The sequence below is a fragment of the Streptomyces sp. NPDC030183 genome (assembly GCF_055573455.1).
Map to the genome: position 1 here is coordinate 1 of NZ_JBVIBK010000029.1, position 21,011 is coordinate 21,011.

Genomic DNA, 21,011 nt, shown 5'->3' on the forward strand with positions numbered 1-21,011 from the left:
GCCCCTCAAACGAGCCGAACACCGCAACCTGCCGCCACCAGCCATGGCAGTCCTCACGATCTCCAGACCACACACCATCTAAGTCACCGGCATTGGACCTAGCTCCAATGCCGGTGACTTAGACCTAGGTGCCGTCCGGTCCCTTCTGGCCGTCCGTCCGGGCCGGCCGGGTTGTGTCGCTGACGCGGTTCTGCCGCGCCGGGAGGGTAGAGGTGGGTGTCTCCTATCCCCGGAGGGTCGGGCATGAGCGGTGGTTCGGGTGGGGGCGGGTACTCCGGTACGCCGCTCGCCAGGAAGATCGGGGTGAAGGCGGGGCAGCGGGTACGGCTGCTGCACGCGCCGGACGAGTGGGAGATCCCGGGGCTGCCGGAAGGGTGCGACGTCGGCGGGGGCGGGCCGCGGGGCGCCGATGTCGTCGTCGCGTTCTACCGGGCGCACGGTGATCTCGCCGCCGAGGGGCCGGGACTGGTCGCGGACCTCGCCGACCCGGCCGTGCTCTGGGTCGCCTGGCCCCGCAGGGCGGCCGGCCACACCAGCGACATCACCGAGAACGCCCTGCGCGACCTCTTCCTCCCCCTCGGCGTCGTCGACGTGAAGGTCGCCGCCCTCGGCGACGACTGGTCGGGGCTCAAGTTCGTACGCCGGAGGGAGGAACGGCGGGGCGGCACCGGGAAGAGGTAGCAGCCCGCGACAAGCGCGTACTTGGGGCGTCCCTGAGAAGTCGCGGGCGTGAACGGCTAGCATCCGGCGGTAATCAGTCGGTCGGTCGCGGGGGCTCGTCGGCTGTCTCGGATGGTCGGTCGACGGGATGGGGTTGGTGTCGTGACGGACGCGGAGGAGGGGCCTCGGGTCGCCGTCGCCGTGGTGACGATGGGGAACAGGCCCGCTGAGGTGGACGCGCTGCTCGCGTCCGTGGCCAAGCAGGACCTGGCGCCCGCGCGCATCGTCGTCGTGGGCAACGGGTGCCCGCTGCCGGAGTTCGCCGAGCGGCTCGGCCTCCCCGGCGAGGTCACCCTGATCGAGGTGGACGAGAACCTCGGCTGCCCCGGCGGCCGGAACGTGGCCCTCGAACGGCTGCGTGAGTTCGGGGACGTCGACATCGTCGTCGAACTGGACGACGACGGACTCCTCGTCGACGCCGACGTCCTGCGCCGCGTACGGGACCTGTATGTCGCCGAACCGGGCCTCGGCATCGTCGGTTTCCGGATCGCCGACGAGAACGGCGAGACCCAGCGGCGGCACGTCCCGAGGGTCGGCGCCAAGGACCCCCTGCGGGGCGGGCCGGTCACCGGCTTCCTCGGCGGGGGACACGCCCTCTCCATGGCCATGCTCCGCGAGACGGGCGACTGGGCCGCCGAGTTCTTCTTCGCGCACGAGGAGACGGACCTGGCCTGGCGGGCGATCGACGCCGACTGGACCGTGCGCTACGCCCCCGAACTGCTTCTCCAGCACCCGAAGACCTCGCCCGCCCGGCACGCCATCTACTACCGGGTCAACGCCCGCAACCGCGTCTGGCTGGCCCGCCGCAGGCTTCCGCTGCTCCTCATCCCCGTCCATCTGGGGGTGTGGGTGCTCATCACCCTGCTGCGGACCCGCTCCGCGGGCGGGCTGCGCGCGTGGTTCGGCGGGTTCATGGAGGGCTGGCGCGAGTCCGGCGGCGAACGCCGCCCCATGCGCTGGCGCACCGTGTGGCGCCTCACGCGACTGGGCCGCCCGCCTGTGCTGTAGTCCGGGGGAAGGTCCGGCCTGTCAGGCCCATGACGCCCGGGCCGGCCTGCCTGTGGAGTGGCGGACGCCGCCCCACTACGGCTGTCGGCCCGCGCAAGCGCCGGCAGGCGCGCCCCCACACACGAATGCCCCGGTCGTTCACCTCCACCGACCGGGGCAACCGCGCGTTTTCGGACCCGGCAGCGGCGGCGGCGCTCCCCCGAGCTACGCGTCGTCCGCGTGCGCCGTCGGCGCCGGTTCCGATGAAGTGATCACATCAGGTCCCGCCAACGGATCGCTAACATGTGCCCAACGGTCCCACCGGGACCGCACGGAAGCCGTGGAAGAGTCGGCGCGGGCCGACGCGAGTCGCCGGGGGGCGCGGTCCGGTACGACGGCGCGGGAAGGCAGCGGACGGACGCTATGCGGGACGGGCTGCGGTTCGGACTGCTGGGTCCGCCGGTGCTGTACGACGCCTCCACCACGCCCGACGACGACGCCGAGGGCGACGCCTCGGACCACCCCCGCCCCGGCCGCGTCCCCAACTACGCGTCTCGCGACGGTAGTTCCGCCGGAAACCCGAGCGGTCAGGGTGCGCGTGCCGACGAGCGGCCCGCCCGTGCCCCGCGTCCCGTCGGCAGCGGCAAGGTGCGCGCCCTCCTCGTCGCCCTGCTCCTCGAACCCGGCCGGGTCGTCTCCGTCGACGCGCTGAAGGACGTGCTGTGGGACGGGTCGCCGCCGCCGTCCGCGCAGGCGTCCCTCCAGAACCACGTGACCCGGCTGCGCAGGCTCCTCGACGATCCCGACCGGCTGCGCGCCGTACCCCCCGGCTATCTTCTGCGGGTCGACGAGGGCGAGTTGGACGTCCGGGTCTTCGAGGCGCGCGCCGCCGCCGCACGCGCCGCGCACGCCGCCGGCGACTGGGCCCGCACCGTCCGCGAGGCCACCGCCGCGCTCGCCCTCTGGCGCGGCACCCCGCTCGGCGGCCTGTCCGCCGGCGACTTCGGCGCGCACGCCTTCGTCCAACGCCTGGAGGAGGCGCGGCTGCTCCTCCTCGAACGCCGCTACGACGCCGAACTCCACCTCGCGCGCACCGGCGCCGACGCTCCTGCGAGCCACGGGGGCCATGCTGGCCACGGCGGCCATGCGGGCCATGCGGGCCATGCGGGCCACGGCGGTTCCGCGGGCCACGCGGGCCACGGCGGGGCCCACGCCCTCACCGCCCTCGCCCCCGAACTCGCCGCCCTGGTCGCCGAACACCCGTTGCGCGAGGCATTCCACCGTCTCCTCATGCTCGTCCTGCACCGCACCGGCCGTCAGGCCGAGGCGCTCGCCGTGCACCGTGACCTCCGGGACCGTCTCCGCGACGAACTCGGCGTGGATCCCGGCCCCGCCGTGCGCGAGGCCCATCTGGAGATCCTCAGGGAGGGCGAGGACGGGCCCCCGGACCAGCCGATCGCCGTCCGGCCCGCCCCCGAAACCCCGCGCCCGGCCCAACTCCCCCCGCCGCCCGCGCACTTCACGGGACGCCGACGCGTCCTGGCCGAGCTGCGCGCGGCCCTCGCCGTGACCACGCCGGCCGGTGGTCACGGCGTACCCGGTGGTCACGGCCTACCCGGTGGTCATGGTGTAAGCGGTGGTCGTGGCCTGCCCGGTGTCCACGGCGTACCCCGTGGTCAGGGCGTACGGGAAGCCGCGCGGTCCGCCGCCCACGATCCGCGCCCGCCGGGCGGCCACGCCCCCTCCCGCGCCCCGAGGCGCCCGGCGTCGGCGGAACCCGTCGTGATCAGCGGCATGGCCGGGGTGGGCAAGAGCGCCCTCGCCCTCCATCTCGCCCACGAACTGGCCGACCGCTTCCCGGACGGCCAGCTGTACGTCAACCTGCACGGCGCGACCCCGGGCATGACCCCCCTCACCCCGGCCCAGGCCCTCGCCTCCCTCCTGCGCGACCTCGGCACGGACCCGCGCCGCATCCCGGAACACCCGGACGCGGCGGCCGCGTTGCTCCGCTCGACGCTCGCGCCCACCCGCACGCTGATGGTGCTGGACGACGCCGCGAACGCCGCGCAGGTACGCCCGCTGCTGCCGGCCGGGGCCGGGTGCGCGGTGATCGTCACGAGCCGTTCGCCGCTGACCGCGCTGGACGGCGCCCACCGCTTCCCGCTCGCCCCGCTGTCGGACGACGAGAGCGCCGCCCTGCTGCGCGCCGCCTCCGGACGCGCGGCCGGGCTCGACGCCGCGCACCCCCTCGTCGAACTCACCGGACGGCTCCCGCTCGCCCTCCGAGTCGTCGCCGCCCGCCTCGCCGCCCGCCGCGCGCTCACCCCGGACGCGCTCGCGCACCAACTGGCCGCCACCGAGAGCCGGTTGCACCACCTCGAATACGACGACCTGAGTGTCCGCCGCTCCCTCGCCGTCGCCCACGAGGCCCTGCGCGCCTCCGACCGCGAGGCCGACCGCGACGCCGCCCACGCACTCCGCCTCATCGGCGCCCTCGACCTGCCCGCCTACGGCGCCCCCCTCCTGGCCCACCTCGGCGGCACCGACGAACGCCGTGCCGAGGCCGCCCTCGACCGCCTCGTCGACGTCGCCCTGCTGGAGGAGACGACGTTCGGCCGCTACGTCCCGCACGACCTCGTACGGCACTTCGCCCGCGAACTCGCCGGCCCGGCCGGCCCCCGGGCAGCCGAAGACACGGCCGACGGGAGGAACGACGGGACGGCCGACGGGACCCGGACCAGCGAGGGGAGGAGCGACGGGGCAGGCGACGGCGCGGGCGACCCGAGCGGGGCGGCGGTCGCGGGCGAGACCACCGAAGCCCTCCGCTGGTACGCCGCCCGCGCCCGGCAGAACCTGTTGGCACTGCTCCCGCCGGGCTACGAACGCGACGAGCGGCTCCGTACGACCCCCACGGAACCGGCGGCGACGGACACCGAACCCTTCGCCTCCGCCGAGGAGGCGTTCGCCTGGGGTGACCGCGAACTCCCCAACATCGTCGCCCTCGTGGAGCGCTGCTCCCACGCATCCGGCGACAGCGACCGCGACGGCAACCGCGACGGCAACCGCGGCGGCGGGACCGCGGCCTACACCCCCGCCCTCGTCCGCCATCTCTTCCCCTACCTGCACCGGGGCGGCCGACTGGCCGAGCTGGACGTGCTCGGCGGGCACGCCCTGGACGTGGCGCGGTCGCTGGGGGACGACGAGGCGGAGGCGTTCGCGCTGACCGACCGGGCGGGGCTGCACTTCATGTCCGGCCGCGCCTCGGACGCCCTCGACCTCAACGACCAGGGACTGACGCTGTGGCGGAAGCTCGGCGTCGTGTCGTGCGTACGGCGGTGCCTCAACAACCGGGGGCTCGTGCTGGAGAGTCTCGGCCGGTACGAGGAGAGCGAGGAGGCCCTGCGGGAGAGCCTGGAGCTGTCCCGGCAGCTCGGCGACCCCTACGGCGAGGCCGTCACCTTCAGTCATCTCGGCAACCTGGTCAAGCACACCGACGCACGGGCCGCCATCGCCCACCACGAGCGGAGTCTCGCCCTCGGCGAGATCGCCGACAGCGTCGTCGTCCGGCACACCGCGCACTGCAACATCGGCTACGCCCACCTCCGGCTCGGCGAACCGGCCGCCGCCGTCCGCAGCTTCGAGCAGAGCCTGCGCGTCCTCGGCGACGACGAGGACTGGCAGGGCGAGTCCAAGACGCGGCTCGGCCTGGTCCGGGCCCTGCGGGAACTGGGCCGGAACGACCGGGCCGACCGCGAGTGCGCCGTCCTCCTCGACTTCGCCGACCGCCGCGCCGACCAGTACACCGTCGGCCTCGCCCGGCACCAGCGGGGGCTGCTGCTGGCGGCCGGCGGGCGGCTGGAGGAGGCGCGGGGCGCCTGGCGCCGCGCCCTGGCCGTCCTGGACGGCACGGACTCGACGGTGACGGTCGAACTGCGCCGCCTGCTGGGGGAGGAGTGACGGCCAGGAGCGACGATGGGGAGAGGAACCGGCCGGGGGCCACGACCGCTTCCCGGCCCTGTCCGCCGGGCCGGGCCGGGTCTGGCCGGGCCGGGCGCCACCCGCGCCACGGCCGCTGCCGCTCCCGCTGCTATTTCGCGTCGGCGTAGCACTCCACCACCGCCGTGGTGAACGGGAACCGCACCGGCGTCCGGCCGAACGTCAGCCGTGCCGACAGCTCCGACGCCTCCCGGATGGCGGCCACCACCGCGTCCGCCTCCTCCTCCGGGCAGTGCACGATCACCTCGTCGTGCTGGAAGAAGACCAGCTCGGCGGCCATGTCGACGAGGGCCCGCCGGAGCGCGGCGAGGAGCAGTAGCGTCCAGTCGGCGGCGCTGCCCTGGACGACGAAGTTACGGGCGAAGCGGCCACGGGCCCGGGAGTTGGTGGAGGCGTACCCGGGCACCCACTCGGTCGTCTGCTCCCGGTCGCCGCCGTCGGCCCCGCCCTCGGGCGCGGCGTCGGCCTGGGGGATTCCCGCCTCCTCGCCCGCCGCGTCGGAGGCCCCGGCCGCCGGCGGGCACGTACGCCCCAGCCAGGTCCGCACGAGTCGGCCCTCCTCGCCCGCGCGTGCCGCGTCGTCGACGTACTGCACGGCTCTGGGGAAGCGGCGGCGCAGCGCGGCGAGGTGCTTGAGGCCGTCCCCGGAGGTCTGCCCGTACACGGCGCCGAGGACGGCGAGCTTGGCCTGGTCGCGGTCGCCGGAGAAGGCACGGTCGGAGACGGCCTGGTAGAGGTCGGTGCCGCGTCCGGCGACCTCCATGAGCCCCGGATCGCGGGAGATCGCGGCCAGTACCCGGGGTTCCATCTGGTCGGCGTCGGCGACGACGAGGCGCCAGCCGGGGTCGGCGACGCAGGCGCGGCGGATCACCTTCGGGATCTGGAGCGCGCCCCCGCCGTTGGTGACCCACCGGCCGGTCACGGTGCCGTGGGCGAGGAACTCGGGCCGGAAACGGCCGTCCCTGACCCAGTCCTGGAGCCAGGACCAGCCGTGCGCGACCCAGATGCGGTACAGCCGCTTGTACTCCAGGAGCGGCTTCACGGCCGCGTGGTCGAGGGACTCGATCTCCCAGCGCCGGGTGGAGCGGATCCTGATCCCCGCCTGTCCGAACGCCCTGACGACGTCGGCCGGAAGATCGGGCCGCACACGGCGCCCGAACGCCTGCGACACCTCGTCGGCCAGTTCGGCAAGCCTGCGCGGCTCGCCGCCGCCCGCGTACCGCTCGCCGAGCAGTTCGTGCAGGACCTGGCGGTGGACGTCCGCCCGCCAGGGCAGCCCGGCGCGGTTCATCTCGGCGGCGACGAGCATCCCGGCCGACTCGGCGGCGGTCAGCAGCCGCATCCGGTCCGGGTGGGCGGTGGCGTCGTGCCGTCGCTGCTGGTCCGCGTAGACCTCGATGAGGTCGGCGAGGGGGACGTGGACGGGGCGGGGCTCGAAGAGGGACGGCTGGGCGCCGGGTTCCGCGGAGCGCGGGGGCGGGTCAGGGGGGACCGGGGTGTGGCGGAGGCGGGCCAGGGCGGCGGCCGCGGAGCGGGGTTCGCCGAGGCGGCCCTCGTGCCCGAGGAGCAGGGTCTCGGCGTCCTCGACGTCGTAGCACCGCTCGACGCGGACGCCGTCGGCGAGCAGCCGGGGGTAGATCTCGGCGGTGGCCCGCCAGACCCACCGCCCGACGTCCGGCTCCCGCCGCCGGACCGCCTCCGCGAGGTCGGGCTCCCGCACGACGGGTCCGGCGGGCAGCCCGTCCGGCCCGAGGGGGGCGATCTCGACGCCGCCGTCCTCGGTCGGAGCGAGAGCCCACCGGTCGGTCATGGGGTGAGTGTCGCAAGGGGGTCTGACAATGGGCGCCGAGCAGCTCGGGGGGAAAGGTGGCAGGGGCCGCGCCCCGTGCTTTCCATGAAGGGCGGGCCGCAGGCCCGTCCCGCTTCCGAGGCCGTCCCGCTTCCGAGGCCGTCCCCCTTCAGGGGCGCGGGAACCGCGGGACCAGGCCCCCACTCACCCGCACCCGAAGAGCGGCCCTCCTCCTACCCCTCCGTCACCGCCCGCAGCGCCTTCGCCACGTCCTCCTCGGTCGCCGCCTTGGTGACGCCCAGACCGCTCAGGACGCCCTCCCCGTTCTCGAACTCCAGCAGCGCGAGGAGGATGTGCTCGGTGCCCACGTAGTTGTGGCCGAGCCGCAGCGCCTCTCGGAACGTGAGTTCCAGGATCTTCTTGGCGTCGGAGCCGTACGGGATCAGCTCGGGCACCTCGGCCGCGGCCGGCGGCAGCACCGCCGTCGCCGCCTCCCGCACCGCCTCCGGCGACACCCCCTGCGCGACGATCGCCTTGGCCGCGAGCCCCTCCGGCTCGGCGAGGAGGCCGAGGACGAGGTGGGCGGGCAGGCCCTCGGTGTTGCCCGCGGCCTTGGCCTCGTTGTGCGCGGCCATGACCGTGTTGCGGGCCCGGGGCGTGTAGCGGGCGAAGCCGGCGTTGGGGTCGAGGTCGGCCTCGGCCTTCGGCACGAACCGCTTCTGCGCCGCCTGCCGGGTCACCCCCATGCTCTTGCCGATCTCCGTCCAGGACGCGCCGGAACGCCGGGCCTGGTCCACGAAGTGACCGATCAGATGGTCGGCCACGTCCCCGAGGTGGTCGGCGGCGATCACCGCGTCCTGGAGCTGGTCGAGCGGTTCCGGGTGAACCTTCTTGATGGCTTCGATGAGGTCGTCGAGACGCACGGATGCCGTGACGCGTGAGTTGGTCGTCATGTGTCAACCGTAAGTTGACACCCCGTGGGCGTCAACCCGAAGTTGACACTCTGCTAGGTGCCCGGCCAGAACCAGACCGGCGCCCCCAGCAACCCCAACGCCCCCGTCAGCCCGGCCAGGTTGACCGCCGAGACCGCCGCCCCGAGGAGGGCCCCGACCGTCACCGCGACCAGGGCCTCGCCCGCCACCACCACCCGGACCTGGCCCCGCGTGGCCCCCGCCAGCCGCAGCGACCGCAGCTCGGCCCCGCGCGCCGACGTGGCCATGAGCAGCGTCCCGGCCAGTGAGATCGCCGCGTACACCAGGGCGATCCCCAGCACCACGAAGAGTCCGAGCCGGGTCTGGGCCCCGCTCTTCGGCCGGTTGGCCTCCAGCCACTCCCCGGCGGACCACACCCGCCCGCCGGTCCCGGACGCCCTAAGGGCCGCCCCGACCGCCTCCTGGTCGGCGCCGCCCCTGACCCGTACCTCGACCCGGTCCACCCCCGCGCCGCCCGCGTTCGCGGCGGTCACGTACGCCCCGTTGTCGCCGGTCCCGCGCGCGAGCACCGCCACGATCCGCAGCCGTGCGGGGCGCCCGTCACCGAGCCGCACCGGTACCGCCCGGCCCACCTCGGGCCGCTCCCACTCCTCGTTCACGACGAGGGAACGGTCGTCGAGGTCCCGTACGTCACCGGCGACCACCGGCAGCCGCGACACCGCCGCGAACGCCGCCACGTCCGACACCGCCCGCGCGTCGGACCGTACGAACGCGGTCCCCTCCTCCTTCACGTACACGGCGGTGGAGGCCGACGCCGACACGATCGACGTGCCCGGCGCGACCGCCCCCCGCGCCCGCGCAGCCGCCCCGGCGCCGCTCGCCCCACCGGACCCGGGCCACCCGGCCCACGCGCCCAGCCCGCCCGCCGGGCCCGTCACGACGAAGTCCGCCCGCGTCCTGGCCTCCGCCTCCGCCGCCTTCGCCGCGGCCACCGTCGCGGACGAGCCCAGCAACGAGCCCGCCAGCGCCACGGTCACCAGGACCGGGGCCGCGACGGCCGCGGTGCGCCGTACGGACGTGGCCGCGTTCTCGCGGACCAGCAGACCGACCGCGCCGGGCAGGGCAGCGCCCACCAGCCGTACGAGGGGGCGCACGAGCAGCGGCGCGAGCGCCGCGACCGCGGTGATCAGCAGCATCGGCTGGGTCGTGTACGTCTTCCGCTTCAGCAGCTCCGCCGGGTCCGTGCCCACCTTCCAGGCCAGCAGCCCCAGACCGGCCACCAGCAGGGCAACACCGATCACCCGCCGTGACCTGGGCAGCACCGCCGTGTCCACGGACGCCTCCCGCAGCGCCTCCACGGGACCGATCCGCCCGGCCCGCCGCGCGGCGACCCACGCCCCCGTGAACGCCACCGACACCCCCGTCCAGAACGCGGCGTGGTACGGCCACACGACCGACTCCGGCAGCGCGAACCACGGCGGCGCCACCCCGCCCACCACCAGCTCCCGGATCAGCAGGGGCGCACCCCACAGGCCCAGCGCGCAGCCCGCCGCCGACGCCGTGACGCCGACCGACAACGCCTCGCCGAGCAGCAGCCGCCGCACCTGTCCCGGTGTCGCGCCCGCCATCCGCAGCAGCCCGAACTCCCGTCGGCGCAGGGCCACCACGAAGGCGAAGGTCGACGCCGTCACGAACACCGACACGAAGGCGGTGACCCCGGCGGCCGTGCCCAGCAGCGAGTTGACGGCGACGAGCGCCTCCGCGTCCCGCTCGTACGACGGGTCGACCCGCCGCCGGTCGTCCCCCGTCAGCACCCGGGCCCGGTCGCCCACGACGGCCCGTACGTCGGCGACGGGCGCGTCCACCCCGACGGCGTCCCGCGCCCCCGTGCCGTCCGTCCGCACCGGCCCCAGTTCCCGCAGCTCGGCGAGCAGCCGGTCGTCCACAGGGTGTGGACGGTCCAGCTTCTTCGACACCCGCGCGGTACCGGGCCCCCGCTCCACCTCGACCGTCACCGTGTCGACGCCGGCCACGACGACGGGGGAGGAGGCGAACCGCTCCGGCGCGCGCACGGGCGGATCCAGGGTCGCGGCGACCCCCAGCCCCATGACCGCCACGACCCCCACCCCCAGCGCGACGGCCACGAACGACCCCACCAGCGCGGCCCACCGCGCCCGCAACGACGAGAGACTCAGCACGACGACCTCCCACCGGCCGCGCACACCGCGCCGCCCGAACCGGCGGCACCGGTCGCGGCGGCCACCCCTGTCTCCAGCCCCGCCATGTGCGCCGCCACCCTCTCCGCGGACGGCGCGGTCAGCTCGCCGCTCACCCGGCCGTCGACGAGGAACACCACCCGGTCCGCGTACGACGCCGCCACCGGGTCGTGCGTGACCATGACCGTGGTCTGCCCCTCCCGGTCCACCAGCTCGCGCAGCAGGCCCAGCACCTCGCGGCTGGTCGTGGTGTCGAGAGCGCCCGTCGGCTCGTCACCGAACAGCACCGCGGGCCGGGTGATCAACGCCCGCGCCAACGCCACCCGTTGCTGCTGCCCGCCGGACAGCTCGGCCGGACGGTGCCCGGCCCGCTCGCCGAGCCCCACCCGGTCGAGCGCCGCACGCACCGAGCCCCGCGACGGGCGCCGCCCGGCCAGGCGCAGCGGCAGGGCGACGTTCTGGGCGGCGGTCAGCGAGGGAAGCAGGTTGAAGGACTGGAAGACGAAACCGATCCGGTCCCTGCGCAGCAGGGTCAGCCGCCGCTCGCCCAGCCCGCCCAGTTCGACCCCGTCCACCCGCACCGTCCCGCCCGACGGCCGGTCCAGCCCCGCCGCGCACTGCAACAGCGTCGACTTCCCCGACCCCGACGGCCCCATCACCGCCGTGAAGGTCCCCGCGGCGAAGTCGAGATCCACCCCGTCCAGGGCGACGACGTCCCCGTACACCCGCCGCAGCCCCCGCACCCGCACAGCCGCCGAGCCCTCGGCGGCCGACGATCCCGGTACCCCCGACACCCCCGACACCGTCGGCGTCCCTGACGTGCCCGTTCCCTCTGTTCTGGTCATGCTCCAAGCGAACCGTCGGCGGTCCGCCGGCACACGACCACTGGAGGGCGTCCCGGGGTAGTGCCAGCCCTACCCCCGCCCCCGCCATGACACGATCGAACACGTGAGTACGACCAGCACGGTGCACCGCGCCTTCGAGGCGGCCCTCTACGCCGACACCGACGCCGCCCTCGACACCGGCGCCTCCCTGCTCGCCGCCGACCCGGCGACCGACGCGGAGGTCGCCCGGCGCGGCCGGGAGTTCGTCGCGGGCGCCTGGCGACGCGGCTGGCAGCCCGCCGACGTCGTACGCCTGGTCCGGCGCGAGCTGGACGACGCCCACGTACGCCTGGCCGCACGCCTCATCGTCGACGAGCACGAGCACGAGCACGAGCACGAACGGGACGACGGACAGAAGGACGGGCGGGCGCCCGGCGGTGGACGGCGGCAGGCCCCGAGCCCCCGCTGGGCCGCGCAGCTGGACGAGGCGAGGGCCCTCGCCGACCCCGGGCCCGTGTCCGGCGGCGGGCCCCGCGACGACCGCTTCTCGCGGGCCACCACCGCCCTGGAGCTGTACCGCCTGCTCCTGCGCCTGCCCACCCTGGAACCCCTGGACCGCCCCCGGGACACCGGCGCCCACCCGTCCCACCACCCCGAGTCCCGGATGCTCACCCGGATCCGCGCCCTGCTCGCCAAGGCGGAGGCCACCGGCTTCCCCGAGGAGGCGGAGGCGCTGAGCGCGAAGGCGCAGGAGCTGATGGCGCGGCACAGCATCGACGAGGCGCTGCTGGCGGCCCGAACGCACGCGAAGGACGCGCCCGGCGCCTGCCGGATCGGGGTGGACGCGCCGTACGAGACGGCCAAGGCCGTGCTCCTCGACGCCGTCGCCCGGGCGAACCGCTGCGAGGCGGTGTGGAACGAGGCCCTCGGCTTCTCCACGGTCGTCGGCTTCGAGGCGGACCTGGAGTCCGTCGAGCTGCTCTACACCTCGCTCCTCGTCCAGGCCACCACCGCCATGACGAAGGCGGAGGCGGCCCAGCGCAAGGGCGGCCGGAAACGGACCAAGACCTTCCGGCAGTCGTTCCTGGCCGCCTACGCCCACCGGATAGGCGACCGGCTGGCGGCGGCCGCCGAGGCGGAGGTCGAACGGACCGAACGGACCGAACGGACCGAGGGCGACGGCGCCACGGAACAGGACCTCCTGCCCGTGCTCGCCGCCCGCGGTGTCGCCGTCCGCGACCGGTTCACCCGGATGTTCCCGGACACCGTCACCACCCGCGTACGAGGCGTCAGCGACGCCGCCGGCTGGCACCAGGGCGCCGAGGCGGCCGACCGCGCCCAGGTCCGGGTGAGACCCCGGCTCCCTTCATGAGCGCGACCGGGCGCCCCGGGGAAGGCTCAGTCACCCACCGGCGTGAACGGTCCCACCGTCGCGTCCAGCGTGCCGCCCGACTGGACGGCGACCTCGGCGTCCGGCCAGTCGTAGGTGTTGACCTTCTTCTCACCCGGCAGGCTGAAGCTCAGCTTCTCCACGTCGGCGCTCTTCTGCGCGTCACCGGCGACCCCGCGCACGTACGCGATGGTGAAGGTCACCGACTGGCCCTCGGCGAGGGTCAGTTCGGTGTCCTCGGCCGCGCCCTCCTGCGGTGTGAGCGGCCAGGACTTCCCGCCGGCGACGAGTTCGACGTGGGCGAGCCCCTTCACCGTGCAGGGGGCGCCGCTCTTGTTGGTGACGGTGACCGGTACGGCGCCCTCGTCACCGGCGGCCGGCGCGGCACTGCTGGGGCCCACCTCGAACGCGGACTCGGCGGCCACGCACGCGGAGCCCTTGCCGCTGCCGCCGGAGGGGGAGGCGGTGGCGGCGGTCTCGCCCCCGTCGCCGGTGTCACCCCCGCCGTCCCCGCCGCAGGCGGTCAGTGTGAGAGCCGCGAGGAGCGCGGCGGCGATGGCGGTCGGAGCGGTACGCATGGAGTTCCCGTGAGGTTCGTGGCTGTCGCAGCCAGTGCTGGTGTGAAGGGACGAACGGGCCGTGGAACCCCGGGGTTCCACGGCCCGTACGCCTCATGATCCGCCGCCCCGGACCGGGACCCGTACGATCCCGCCGCCCGGAGCCGGACGCGAACCGGAGACAGGCGGTAGGCCCTGCTAGGACCCCGACGCCGCCGTGGGCAGATCCGTCGGCAGGCCCGAGGGCAGCGCGCCCTCGGTCTTCTGGAACGTCTCCTCGCCGACCTTGCCCTCCCAGGTGACCGTGAGGGACTTGGCGGTCACGGAGTCGATCATGCCGGAGGTGCGGTCCTTGGTGCCGTCGGTGCACTTGAGCTCGATCATCTGCATGTCCGCCTCGTCGGACACCTTGCCGCTGCACACCGTGCCGCCGACGACGAACAGCGCGGCCTCGTCACGGTTCACGAACAGGGCGACCGGCTTGCCGCCGGTCGTGGCGAGCCAGTTGCCCTGGAGCTTCTTGTCGCCGCCGGTGGAGCCACCGGAGTCGGTGCCGCCGTCGGCCGTGTCCGTCGCCGTGGGGGTGGCCGTCGGCTCCTTCGCCGCGGAGTCGCCGTCGTCGCTGCTGCACCCGGTCAGCACGAGCGCGGCCGCCAGTCCGGCGGCCGCGGCCCCGGCCCGTACGCCCCGGCGGGTCCACGTCCCCCTCGTCGCGGTCCTTGCCGTCATCGCCGTAGTCACTGAGGTCTCCCCAAGGTATGGCCGGATCCGGTCGCCGCGGCGACAGCGGCAAGCTACCAGGAGCCCCTCGGCACCGGCCCGCCGGGAACTGTGAGAACCCCGCGAACCCTTGACGACGGCACCGCCCGCGAGGGCCGCCCGTTCACCAGGACGACTTGCGCACCCCCGGCAGATACCCGGCGTGCGCCTGCTCCCGCAGGCTCACCCGGGACAGCCCGAACGCGCGGAAGTAGCCGCGCGGCCTGCCGTCCACGCTGTCCCGGTTGCGGACCCGCGTCGGGCTCGCGTCGCGCGGCTGCCGACCCAATTCCCGGCGCGCCGCCTCCCGTTCGGCGTCCGTGGAGGACGGCCGCCGGATGATCTCCTTCAGCTCGGCGCGCCGGGCGGCGTACCGGGCGACGATCTCCTGCCGCTTGTCGTTCTTCGCGATCTTGCTCTTCTTCGCCATCAGACCCGCACCCCCCGGGCGCGGATCCGGGCGACGGCCGCCTCGACGCCGATGACGTCCACGGTCTTGATCCCCTTGGCGCTCAGCCGGAGCCGTAGGTACCGGTTCTCGCTCGGCAGCCAGTACCGCTTTGACTGGATGTTCGGGTCGAAGCGCCGGGACGTGCGCCGGTGGGAGTGCGAGATGCGGTTGCCGAAGCCGGGCTGGGCGCCGGTCAGCATGCAGTGGGCGGACAAGGGTGATGCACCTCTCTCTGCTCGCTGGTGTAAATGGAATTCATTTTCAGTAAGATACCAGCATGGCACGCAACGAACTCCGCCCGGTCATCAAGCTCCGGTCCACCGCCGGCACGGGCTACACGTACGTCACCCGCAAGAACCGCCGGAACGACCCGGACCGGCTGACGCTGCGCAAGTACGACCCGATGGCGGGCCGTCACGTCGACTTCCGAGAGGAGCGCTGACCACCATGAAGAAGGACATCCACCCCTCCTACGGGCCCGTCGTCTTCCGGGACCGCGCCGCGAACCACGCCTTCCTCACCCGCTCGACGATGACGAGCGAGAAGACGATCGAGTGGGAGGACGGCCACACCTACCCCGTGGTCGACGTCGAGATCTCGAACGTCAGCCACCCCTTCTACACGGGCACCGCGCGCGTGCTGGACACGGCGGGCCGTGTGGAGAAGTTCGAGAAGCGGTACGGGAAGAAGCGGGGCTGACCGACGTGACCCAGCTGTCTGTCGCGATCGTCGGCGGGCTCCACGCCGACGCCCGGCGGGCCGCCGTCGAGGCGCTGCTCGCCGGGGTCCCGGGCAGCGTCGCGCTGCACCACGACCTGTCCACCGCCGTCGACGGCACGGTCCTGCGGACCATCCGGGACGCCGCGGGGCTCGTCTCCACCGGCGAGACCCCGCTCGTCAACGACTGCGCCTGCTGCGCGCTGCGCGAGGACCTCGTCCCCGAACTGGAGCGCCTCGCCGGGGCGGGTCTCACCCGCCTCGCGGTGGTCGAACTCTGGGACTCGGTCGAGCCGAAGGCCATGGCCGAGGTCGTCGCCGCGAGCGGACTGCCGCTGACCTCGGTGATCACGGCGGTCGACCCCGCCCTCCTGCTGCCCTACCTCGGCAACGGCGACGACCTCGCCGAGGCGGGCCTCGCCGCGGCCCCCACCGACCAGCGCACCGTCGCCGACACCTTCGCCCGCCAGCTGGAGTACGCCCCCGTCCTCGCCGTGCTCGACTCGGAGGATGCGGATGACGAGGACCGAGCCCTCCTCGCCCAACTCCACCCGACGGCGCTACGGGTGCCCATAGGGGAACGGGGCGGCGTGCTCGAAGGGGCCGCAGGCCCTGAGAGGGGCGCGGGGAACCGCGCGACCGGCCACGACGCACCCGCACCCGGCAGCTCTCGGCAAGCCCCACGGCGCTCCCCGGCCCTGCTCGCCGCCGCGCTCGCCGGGTTCGACGTGGAGGCCGCCGCCGCGGCCCAGCACCCCGCCTGCGCCCTGCTCCCCACCGACGCCGACGAGCACGGCGTCACCACCCTCGTCTGGCGCCGCCACCGCCCGTTCCACCCCGAGCGCCTGTACGCGGCCCTGGAGGACCTGTGCTGCGCGGCCGCCCGCAGCCGCGGCAGGTTCTGGCTGGCCGAGCGTCCCGACACCCTGCTGCACTGGGACGCCGCCGGGGGCGCCCTCTGCGTGGAGTCGGCCGGCCCGTGGCTCGCCTCGCTGCCGGACGCGGCCTGGGACATGGTGCCCCCGGTCCGCCGCGCCGCCGCGGCCCTCGACTGGCACCCGGAGCACGGCGACCGCTGTCAGCACCTGGTCTTCACCTCGCCGGGCCTGGACCGCGACGGGCTCGAACGGCTGCTGGAGTCCTGCCTGCTCACCGACGCCGAGTACGCCGCCGGGCGCGAAGCCTGGGAACGGCTGCCGCGCCCCTTCGACACCTTCCTGGAGGTCTGACCCATGGCCCGCAAGCCCGAGCGCAAGCCCGCCAAGTCCCGCCCCAATCCCCTGGACCAGGCCGGCATCACCTACATCGACTACAAGGACACCGACCTGCTGCGCCGGTTCATCTCCGACCGCGGCAAGATCCGCAGCCGCCGGGTCACCCGTGTCACCGCCCAGCAGCAGCGGCAGCTGGCCCGCGCGATCAAGAACGCCCGGGAGATGGCGCTCCTGCCGTACTCCTCACGCTGACCACCCCCCACCCGGCCCCCGGCGAGGACCCACTCCCTCGCCGGGGGCCGTTCCTTTTCCGCCAATCTGTGCGATCCGGAATTCCGCCGTCGACGGGCCCCGTGAACCTTCGGGAGCCGCGCCACGTACGGAGAGGTGAAGACGTGACCTGCGAAAGGGAACAGGAACGCCCCAGGACGCGTCTCTCTAGTGCCCCAGGTGCTGTAACCGCGGCACCACCCCACGTGCACGTGCATCTGACCGTGCATGCGCAGGTGCATCGGCTCATGCACCGGCACGTGAACGAAGCTATGATCCGGGGCAGTTGACTACTGCAACTCTGGCCACACCAGTGCCAATGCGCATCGAGCGCAACCACTGCACCACCCGGGGAGCGACCTGTGGACCACGACGTGTACGGCGTGGATGACGTGTACAACGGCATGGCCGCGACGGAGCTGACGGAGCTCCACGCGGTGGCCTGGCAGAAGAGCCGGCACAGCAACTCGCAGGGGAACTGCGTGGAGTTCGCGCGACTGCCCGGCGGTGACGTGGCGGTACGGAACTCGCGATTCCCGGACGGGCCCGCGCTCGTCTACACCCGCGCCGAGATCGAGGCGATGCTGCTGGGTGTGAAGGACGGTGAGTTCGACCACCTGATCCGCTGACGCCCGCTCACGGCGGGCCGGTCGGCGGTGTGACACGCGTAGAACCGCGGCGTGGAGGTACGCCGCGGTTCATCAGCGCTCGGAGGAGCACCCTCCGGTGGGCGGTACGCGGAACAGCGCCCACACGACCTTGCCGCTGAGCGTGCCGGCCAGCGGGTGCCAGCCCCAGCTGTCCGCGAAGGAGTCGACCAGGAACAGTCCGCGCCCCGACTCCGCCGAGAAGTCCTCGGAGTCGCGTGCGACGGGGCTGTCGTGGCTGGGGTCGCGCACCGCGCACACCAGTCGCTCCGTCCAGCGCATCAGATGCAGACGTACGGGAGGGTCCTGGGCGGGGGAGTGCCCCTTGGCCGGGGGCAGGCCGTGCCGCAGCGCGTTGGTGACGAGTTCCGAGACCACGAGACAGATGTCGTCGAACCGCTCACCCATGTGCCACTGGTCGAGCGTGCAACGGGTGAACTGCCGTGCCTCGCGCACCGCTTCGTAGCGGGGCGGAAGGGCGCAGGACGCGGCGTCGGACACGGTCGCGGGATCGAGTGGCGGAAGCCCCTGCCGTAAGGGTTCGAGCATGGTCGATCCATTCGTCCCCATGCGAGGCACTCCCGGGTGTTCGCGGTCGTAGCGATGCAGCGGTGGCGCGGGGACCATGGTTTCCGATGCGTACAGCAGATGCAAGGGCAGATGCACGTGCACGCGCCCGAAATGGACCCGGCGATACCGTTTCCTGGACATTTCTTCTGTCCCCGAGTTCCCGGATTCCGGGTGTCAACGGGCGACCCACCGGCGGTTTTCCGCGCGTTCCACCGACAGCGCGTGCCGCCTTCGACGGCCGCTCGACCGCGCGTCGAGCACCTGGGCCCCCGGCCCCGTTCCGTCCCAACCGCCCCAGGTGTTGAAGACTTTCCATTTCTGTAACCGCACGAGTGCGGATCGGAGTGGTTTAGTGGCAGACTGCGGCCCTTGAAGAAGTTGGGGAGGCTGGACGAACGTGGGCGCCGGTGAATCGAGCGGGTCGGTGGTGAGGCGGATGCTGCTGGGCTCGCACCTCAGGCGGCTGCGCGAGGCACAGGGGATCACCCGGGAGAAGGCCGGGTACTCGATCCGGGCCTCCGAGTCGAAGATAAGCCGTATGGAGCTGGGCCGGGTGAGTTTCAAGACCCGTGACGTGGAGGACCTGTTGACCCTCTACGGCGTCACCGACGAGGCCGAGCGCACCTCCCTGCTCTCCCTCGCCAAGGAGGCGAACGTCGCGGGCTGGTGGCACAGCTACTCGGACGTCCTGCCCAGCTGGTTCCCCACCTACGTCGGCCTCGAGGCCGCCGCCCACCTCATCCGCTCCTACGAAGTGCAGTTCGTGCACGGCCTGTTGCAGACCGAGGCGTACGCCCACGCCGTCGTGGCCCGCGGGATGAAGGACGCGAGCGACGCCGAGATCGACAAGCGGGTCGCCGTCCGCATGGAACGGCAGAAGTACCTGGTCTCCGAGCGGGCCCCCGAGTTCCACTGCGTCCTCGACGAGGCCGCCCTGCGCCGCCCCTACGGCGACCGCGAGGTGATGCGCGGTCAGCTCCAGCACCTGATCGAGATCTCCGAGCGCCCGAACGTCTGCCTCCAGGTGATGCCGTTCAGCTTCGGCGGCCACTCCGGCGAGAGCGGTGCCTTCACGGTCCTCAGCTTCCCCGAGTCCGACCTCTCGGACGTCGTCTACCTCGAACAGCTCACCAGCGCGCTGTACCTGGACAAGCGCGAGGACGTCGCCCAGTACGAGCGGGCGATGAAGCAGCTGCAGAACGACAGCCCGTCCCCGGCGGAGAGCCGCGACCTGCTGCGGGGCCTGCTCCAGCTGTCCTGAGGCCTGTCGGCCGCCTCGTGAGCCCTCTCGTGAGTCCCCCGTGAGCACCCGTGAGTCTCCGGGATCGCCTCTCAACTCCCCGTGCACAGACGTACGATGACGCGTGATCACATCGTCATGCACTGTCGTGTGCGTACGGGTGTCCGCCCCGGCCGCGAGGGATTGAGGGTTCACATGTCGTCCTACTTCACCGATCTCGCCCAGCAGTACATCGGCGGTGAATGGCGCCCGGGAACAGGCTCCTGGGACATCATCGACTTCGACCCCTACGACGGTGAGAAGCTCGCGTCCATCACGATCGCCACGGTCGACGAGGTGGACGAGGCGTACCGGGCCGCGCGGGACGCCCAGCGGGAGTGGGCCGACACCAACGCCTATGTCCGCCGCGCCGTGTTCGAGAAGGCCCTGCGGGTCGTCGAGGAGCGTGAGCAGGAGATCGCGGAGGTGATCACCGCCGAGCTGGGCGGGACGCGCCTCAAGGCCGGCTTCGAACTGCACCTCGCCAAGGAGTTCCTGCGCGAATCGATTCAGCTGGCGCTGCGCCCGGAGGGGAGAATCATTCCCTCGCCGGTCGACGGCAAGGAGAACCGGCTCTACCGCGTGCCGGTCGGTGTCGTGGGTGTGATCAGCCCCTTCAACTTCCCGTTCCTGCTGTCCCTCAAGTCGGTCGCCCCGGCCCTCGCCCTCGGCAACGGCGTGGTGCTGAAGCCGCACGAGGACACCCCGGTCACCGGCGGCACACTGGTCGCGAAGATCTTCGAGGAGGCGGGCCTGCCGGCCGGTCTGCTGAACGTCGTCGTCACCGACATAGCGGAGATCGGTGACGCCTTCATCGAGCACCCGATCCCCAAGGTCATCTCCTTCACCGGCTCCGACAAGGTCGGCCGCCATGTCGCCACCGTCGCCGCCTCGCACTTCAAGCGGGTGGTCCTCGAACTGGGCGGCAACAGCGCGCTGGTGGTGCTGGACGACGCGGACGTCGACTACGCGGTCGACGCGGCGGTCTTCTCCCGCTACGTCCACCAGGGCCAGGTCTGCATGGCCGCGAACCGCGTCCTGGTGGACCGTTCCGTCCAGGCCGAGTTCACCGAGAAGTTCGTGGCGAAGGTGAAGGCCCTGAAGACCGGCGACCCGCGCGACCCGGGGACGGTCATCGGCCCCGTCATCAACTCCTCGCAGGCCGACGCCCTGACCGCGGTCGTCGACCAGGCGATCGCCCAGGGCGCCACGGCCCTCGTCCGCGGCACCACCACCGACAACCTGGTCGGGCCGAGCGTCCTCACCGGCCTCCCGGCCGGCTCCCCCCTCCTCCAGCAGGAGATCTTCGGCCCCATCGCCTTCCTCGTCCCCTTCGACGGGGAGGAGGAGGCCGTCCGCCTCGTCAACGACACCCCGTACGGCCTCAGCGGCGCCGTCCACACGGGGGACGTCGAGCGGGGCGTGCGCTTCGCCCAGCGGATCGACACCGGGATGTTCCACGTCAACGACGGCACCGTCCACGACGAGCCGATCGTGCCCTTCGGCGGGGAGAAGCACTCCGGTCTCGGGCGCCTGGGCGGCGAGACCACGGTGGAGGCGTTCACCACCCAGAAGTGGATCTCGATCCAGCACGGCCGCAGCCGCTTCCCGTTCTGACGCCGTCCGGCTGATCAGCCACCGGGTTTCGCACGCCTCGCTTACTTGCGGACCGTACCTGTCCGCAAGGGCCCGT

At 73.4% G+C, this 21,011-nt stretch carries 20 protein-coding genes; 11 read left to right on the top strand and 9 right to left on the bottom strand.

Annotated elements, in window-relative coordinates; genetic code table 11:
* The first annotated feature begins 243 nt into the window (after positions 1-243).
* The 3 genes from ACZ4Z2_RS30095 to ACZ4Z2_RS30105 all read left to right on the top strand — a co-directional run bounded on the left by ACZ4Z2_RS30095 (position 244) and on the right by ACZ4Z2_RS30105 (position 5,664).
* Positions 244-681 (top strand): DUF3052 domain-containing protein, encoded by a 438-nt coding sequence (locus tag ACZ4Z2_RS30095; protein ID WP_468080264.1) that lies wholly within the window; start codon positions 244-246, stop codon positions 679-681.
* A 111-nt stretch (positions 682-792) separates the two neighbouring features.
* A complete protein-coding gene (locus ACZ4Z2_RS30100) occupies positions 793-1,728 on the top strand; it encodes a glycosyltransferase family 2 protein (protein WP_468080265.1) in 936 nt (311 codons plus the stop codon).
* A 402-nt stretch (positions 1,729-2,130) separates the two neighbouring features.
* Entirely contained in the window at positions 2,131-5,664 is a 3,534-nt protein-coding gene (locus ACZ4Z2_RS30105) for an AfsR/SARP family transcriptional regulator (RefSeq protein WP_468080266.1), read from the top strand.
* Between the two features lie 130 nt (positions 5,665-5,794).
* On the opposite strand, the gene ACZ4Z2_RS30110 is transcribed toward ACZ4Z2_RS30105, so the two are convergent.
* The 4 genes from ACZ4Z2_RS30110 to ACZ4Z2_RS30125 form a co-directional block, all read right to left on the bottom strand.
* Positions 5,795-7,513, bottom strand: a complete 1,719-nt coding sequence (locus ACZ4Z2_RS30110) for a bifunctional 3'-5' exonuclease/DNA polymerase (RefSeq protein WP_468080268.1) — start codon at positions 7,511-7,513, stop codon at positions 5,795-5,797.
* A gap of 212 nt (positions 7,514-7,725) precedes the next feature.
* Positions 7,726-8,445, bottom strand: a complete 720-nt coding sequence (locus tag ACZ4Z2_RS30115) for a Clp protease N-terminal domain-containing protein (RefSeq protein ID WP_468080269.1) — start codon at positions 8,443-8,445, stop codon at positions 7,726-7,728.
* A 53-nt stretch (positions 8,446-8,498) separates the two neighbouring features.
* On the bottom strand, positions 8,499-10,622 hold the full coding sequence (locus tag ACZ4Z2_RS30120; RefSeq protein WP_468080270.1) for an ABC transporter permease: 2,124 nt from the start codon (positions 10,620-10,622) through the stop codon (positions 8,499-8,501).
* Positions 10,616-11,485, bottom strand: a complete 870-nt coding sequence (locus ACZ4Z2_RS30125; RefSeq protein ID WP_468080271.1) for an ABC transporter ATP-binding protein — start codon at positions 11,483-11,485, stop codon at positions 10,616-10,618. Before ACZ4Z2_RS30125 ends, ACZ4Z2_RS30120 begins: the two co-directional genes overlap by 7 nt.
* Before the next feature lie 103 nt (positions 11,486-11,588).
* On the opposite strand from ACZ4Z2_RS30125, the gene ACZ4Z2_RS30130 reads away from it, so the two are divergent.
* Positions 11,589-12,836: a DUF2786 domain-containing protein gene (locus tag ACZ4Z2_RS30130; RefSeq protein WP_468080273.1), complete on the top strand. Its 1,248-nt coding sequence runs from the start codon at positions 11,589-11,591 to the stop codon at positions 12,834-12,836.
* Between the two features lie 26 nt (positions 12,837-12,862).
* On the opposite strand, the gene ACZ4Z2_RS30135 is transcribed toward ACZ4Z2_RS30130, so the two are convergent.
* The 4 genes from ACZ4Z2_RS30135 to rpmB all read right to left on the bottom strand — a co-directional run bounded on the left by ACZ4Z2_RS30135 (position 12,863) and on the right by rpmB (position 14,836).
* Positions 12,863-13,432, bottom strand: a complete 570-nt coding sequence (locus tag ACZ4Z2_RS30135) for a DUF4232 domain-containing protein (protein WP_468080275.1) — start codon at positions 13,430-13,432, stop codon at positions 12,863-12,865.
* A 177-nt stretch (positions 13,433-13,609) separates the two neighbouring features.
* Complete coding sequence (locus ACZ4Z2_RS30140; RefSeq protein ID WP_468080277.1) at positions 13,610-14,140, bottom strand: hypothetical protein; 531 nt, start codon at positions 14,138-14,140, stop codon at positions 13,610-13,612.
* A 154-nt stretch (positions 14,141-14,294) separates the two neighbouring features.
* The gene (gene rpsN / locus ACZ4Z2_RS30145) at positions 14,295-14,600 is read right to left on the bottom strand and encodes a 30S ribosomal protein S14 (RefSeq protein ID WP_468080279.1); all 306 of its coding nucleotides are present in this window, start codon (positions 14,598-14,600) and stop codon (positions 14,295-14,297) included.
* Positions 14,600-14,836, bottom strand: coding sequence for a 50S ribosomal protein L28 (gene rpmB / locus ACZ4Z2_RS30150; protein ID WP_468080280.1), 237 nt, complete (start codon positions 14,834-14,836; stop codon positions 14,600-14,602). The genes rpsN and rpmB overlap by 1 nt, the downstream gene beginning before the upstream one ends.
* A 62-nt stretch (positions 14,837-14,898) precedes the next feature.
* Between rpmB and rpmG the strand changes: the two genes are divergently transcribed.
* The 5 genes from rpmG (at position 14,899) to ACZ4Z2_RS30175 (ending at position 17,451) form a co-directional block, all read left to right on the top strand.
* On the top strand, positions 14,899-15,063 hold the full coding sequence (gene rpmG, locus ACZ4Z2_RS30155) for a 50S ribosomal protein L33 (protein ID WP_052836384.1): 165 nt from the start codon (positions 14,899-14,901) through the stop codon (positions 15,061-15,063).
* A 5-nt stretch (positions 15,064-15,068) separates the two neighbouring features.
* Positions 15,069-15,320 carry a type B 50S ribosomal protein L31 gene (locus ACZ4Z2_RS30160; RefSeq protein ID WP_055520974.1) on the top strand — a complete coding sequence of 84 codons (252 nt, stop codon included), beginning with the start codon at positions 15,069-15,071 and terminating at the stop codon, positions 15,318-15,320.
* 5 nt (positions 15,321-15,325) lie between these two features.
* Entirely contained in the window at positions 15,326-16,567 is a 1,242-nt protein-coding gene (locus ACZ4Z2_RS30165; protein ID WP_468080282.1) for a CobW family GTP-binding protein, read from the top strand.
* 3 nt (positions 16,568-16,570) lie between these two features.
* Positions 16,571-16,804 (top strand): 30S ribosomal protein S18, encoded by a 234-nt coding sequence (rpsR, locus tag ACZ4Z2_RS30170; RefSeq protein WP_468080284.1) that lies wholly within the window; start codon positions 16,571-16,573, stop codon positions 16,802-16,804.
* A gap of 380 nt (positions 16,805-17,184) precedes the next feature.
* A complete protein-coding gene (locus ACZ4Z2_RS30175) occupies positions 17,185-17,451 on the top strand; it encodes a DUF397 domain-containing protein (RefSeq protein WP_107465361.1) in 267 nt (88 codons plus the stop codon).
* A gap of 72 nt (positions 17,452-17,523) precedes the next feature.
* Here the strand turns inward: ACZ4Z2_RS30175 and ACZ4Z2_RS30180 are convergent, their stop codons facing one another.
* A complete protein-coding gene (locus ACZ4Z2_RS30180) occupies positions 17,524-18,039 on the bottom strand; it encodes an ATP-binding protein (protein ID WP_468080286.1) in 516 nt (171 codons plus the stop codon).
* 436 nt (positions 18,040-18,475) lie between these two features.
* Here ACZ4Z2_RS30180 and ACZ4Z2_RS30185 point away from each other — a divergent pair, with 436 nt between their 5' ends.
* Together ACZ4Z2_RS30185 and ACZ4Z2_RS30190 are read left to right on the top strand one after the other, a co-directional pair.
* On the top strand, positions 18,476-19,300 hold the full coding sequence (locus ACZ4Z2_RS30185) for a helix-turn-helix domain-containing protein (RefSeq protein WP_468080287.1): 825 nt from the start codon (positions 18,476-18,478) through the stop codon (positions 19,298-19,300).
* A 174-nt stretch (positions 19,301-19,474) separates the two neighbouring features.
* Entirely contained in the window at positions 19,475-20,935 is a 1,461-nt protein-coding gene (locus ACZ4Z2_RS30190) for an aldehyde dehydrogenase family protein (protein WP_468080288.1), read from the top strand.
* Positions 20,936-21,011: the final 76 nt, after the last annotated feature.